Raw genomic sequence first — 2,822 nt, forward strand, 5'->3', positions numbered from 1 at the left:
ACCCGTACGTTTACAATAACTTTCGTTTTTCGCGGCACGCCGGCAACGGGCTAATGTGGGTAATTTGCGCCATCTTCCCGGACCCTGTCGGAACAAAAAACCTATTGACATATTCCGCCATTAACTAAACATTAGTTTTGTACATATTTCATAACTTTCAACCGTGCAGGATCCGAACATTCCTGCATGGTTTATGCCGTCCGGAGGACGGAGAAAGGCTTTTCTCATGACCGTCTCCAACATTCCCCAGTGCTGCGGCCAGTCCATGTTTCTCGTGACCGGCGATCGTCCCTACTGGAGCTGCCCGTTGTGCGGAAACCGGCGGGAACGCGAAGGAACCGCTATTTCACCAGGCGGGAACGGGTGCGAGCACCCGGTTGAACCGGAATCCGGCGGGAATCAGGCCGAAAACCCCGATGACCAATCCAGGGTTTCGGACCCCGTTACGGACTACGAGCCGAGGTGCTGGAAGTGCGGCCGCATGCTGGGCAAGTACATCTCCCGCCCCTGGAGCATCCGGTGTCGCAGGTGCAAGGCAAACAACCAGGCACAATGAAAGGAGCTTTAGCGACCATTACAGAAAAAAGGAAGCAAATCGCGTTTTTTTGAAAAACCCGCTTGACAGTTATGCTATACACACGTATAGTACTGTCATGCTGCCCGTGCCAGGAGCGCGGGCGTCACTGAAAACCGCATCAGAATACCCTCGCGTCCCCTAGCGGACCCGCACCCCGCGGACCTTCAAGCGTCCCCGTGCCACTTCTGATCCACCTACGGCACGGGGATTTTTTATGTCCTTTCCCGAAAAATCGACTCGCTCGAACACACGGCCGGCGGCGCGCCTGGAAGCGATACGCGACTGGGCGCTCGCCCGCTGCATCGCGCTTTTCACCGCTCTACCGGGCTCGAGGCATGAGCCGGAGAAAGTCAAAATGCCCGAAAACATCTCAGTCTGGATCGTCGTCGTCGGCGTCCTGACCGCACTCTGGATTTTCATCTTCAAGTTCATCGCTCCCTTTGTCGACCGCATGACCATGCGCGAGGTCCGCCTGTCGAAGATCGAACGGGACATCGAGAACCTGACCGCCAAGATCGATCTGATCTACGAGGTCGTGCTCGACCGGCACAGGGAGCAGGAATGATGGGGCATCGGCAATCGTATCGTTCACCGCAGTACACAAAAGTCTTCCCTCCCCGAAGTCTGCGCCCCTCGACGCGAGGGAGGGAAGACGAGGAGATTTGCACATGAAATCATGGCCGTATTTCCCGAACCAGGTCCTTTCCTCGCCGGACACCGGAAGGCACGAGATGGACGAGCGCTTCATGCTCCGTCTTGTGCTGCTGCGCCAGGAGCTCGGATTCCCGCTCATCATCACCTCGGCGTACCGGTCGCCGGCGCACAACGCGAAGGTGGGGGGCCGTCCGCGTTCAGCGCACCTGGCCGGGCGGGCCGTGGACATCGCAATCTCGGGCGACAAGGCGCACCGGCTCGTCCGCATGGCGCTCCTGTTCGGATTCACCGGCATCGGCATCCGGCAGCGGGGAGATTTCCGAAGCCGCTACGTGCACCTCGACGATCTCGACAAAGCGCCGGGCATACCCCGTCCGGCAATATGGAGCTATTGACCACCCGGAACGGACGAGGGTCCGGCCGGAAACACTCATCCACCAACGGATGCACACCATGAAAGGAAATGTCATGTTTCGCGTACTACTGACTCTTCTACTGCTCGCGACCGGACCGGGACAGGCCGCGCGCGGGGCAGTGCCAGGGTCTCCCTTCGACCCGGCGCCTCCGCAGAACCAGGCGCCGGAAACGGTGGACTACATCGACGTCGGGACGCTGTACGTCGGAGGCTCCTCGGCGACGGTCAACGCCTCTTCGTACTTTTCAGATCCCAATGACGACACACTCACCTATTCTGTGAACAACCCGAGTCCGTCGATCGCCACGGTGAGCATATCGGGAAGCACGGTCACGGTCGCACCTGTCGCGGTCGGCACGACGGGCAAGATCGTCGTCACGGCCGAGGATCCGGGCGGCCTCACCGCCACCCAGGACTTCAATGTCACCGTGGAGAACGCCCCGCCGCCGAACAGGGCGCCCACGGCCGTGGGGTCCATCTCCAATGTAACGCTGCGGGTGGGAGGTTCCTCGGCCACGCGAAGCGTATCGGGCAAGTTCTCCGATCCGGATGGTGATGCCCTTACCTATTCGGTAAACGACCCGGACACGTCGATCGTCTCGGTGAGCATCTCGGGAAGCACCGTCACGATCGCGCCCGTGGCCGCCGGCACGACGGGCAAGATCATCGTCACGGCCAGGGACCCGGGCGGCCTGACCGCCACACAGGACTTTACAGCCACCGTGCGGAATCCTCCTCCGCCACCGCCACCTGTGGTTAACCGGGTCATCGTGAACCCGACAACACCGTCGATTCAGGAGGGCGCGACCCAGCAGTTCTCAGCGACCGCCTATGATTCGAACAACATGGTGATCACGGGCAAGACCTTTACCTGGACGAGCAGCGACACCTTGGTCGCTACCGTCAGCGCCTCAGGTCTGGCTACGGGTAAGGACACAGGTTCCACGACAATTAGAGCATCTGTAAACAGAGTTTCCGGCACGGCGACATTGACTGTGACCGAGCCCCCTCCACCACCTCCTCCTCCGCCCCCGGTGGTGCACCGGGTCACCGTGACCCCGGAAACGCCGTCGATCGCGGTGGGTAAAACGCAGCAGTTCACTGCTACTGCCTATGATTCGAACAACGTGGTAATCACGGGCAAGACCTTTACCTGGACGAGCAGCGACACCTCGG

At 60.3% G+C, this 2,822-nt stretch carries 3 protein-coding genes and 1 pseudogene (1 of these 4 running past the window's edge); all 4 read left to right on the forward strand.

Annotated elements, in window-relative coordinates:
* Positions 1–226 precede the first annotated feature (226 nt).
* Positions 227–556, forward strand: coding sequence for a hypothetical protein (locus F4Z81_05425; protein MXW04493.1), 330 nt, complete (start codon positions 227–229; stop codon positions 554–556).
* A 376-nt stretch (positions 557–932) separates the two neighbouring features.
* Positions 933–1,142, forward strand: coding sequence for a hypothetical protein (locus tag F4Z81_05430; protein ID MXW04494.1), 210 nt, complete (start codon positions 933–935; stop codon positions 1,140–1,142).
* Between the two features lie 103 nt (positions 1,143–1,245).
* Positions 1,246–1,626, forward strand: a complete 381-nt coding sequence (locus F4Z81_05435; protein MXW04495.1) for a DUF882 domain-containing protein — start codon at positions 1,246–1,248, stop codon at positions 1,624–1,626.
* Positions 1,627–1,675: 49 nt separating this feature from the next.
* Positions 1,676–2,822 (forward strand): annotated as a pseudogene (locus F4Z81_05440) (Ig-like domain-containing protein); it runs 23 nt beyond the window's last position.

The organism is Gemmatimonadota bacterium (assembly GCA_009835325.1).
In the GTDB taxonomy this organism is placed as follows: Bacteria; JAAXHH01; JAAXHH01; order JAAXHH01; family JAAXHH01; genus JAAXHH01.

Excerpts from the sequence above, each read along its gene's own strand:
- F4Z81_05435 (MXW04495.1), top strand. The coding sequence starts at position 1,246 with ATGAAATCATGGCCGTATTTCCCGAACCAGGTCCTTTCCTCGCCGGAC.
- F4Z81_05425 (MXW04493.1), top strand. The coding sequence starts at position 227 with ATGACCGTCTCCAACATTCCCCAGTGCTGCGGCCAGTCCATGTTTCTC.
- F4Z81_05430 (MXW04494.1), top strand. The coding sequence starts at position 933 with ATGCCCGAAAACATCTCAGTCTGGATCGTCGTCGTCGGCGTCCTGACC.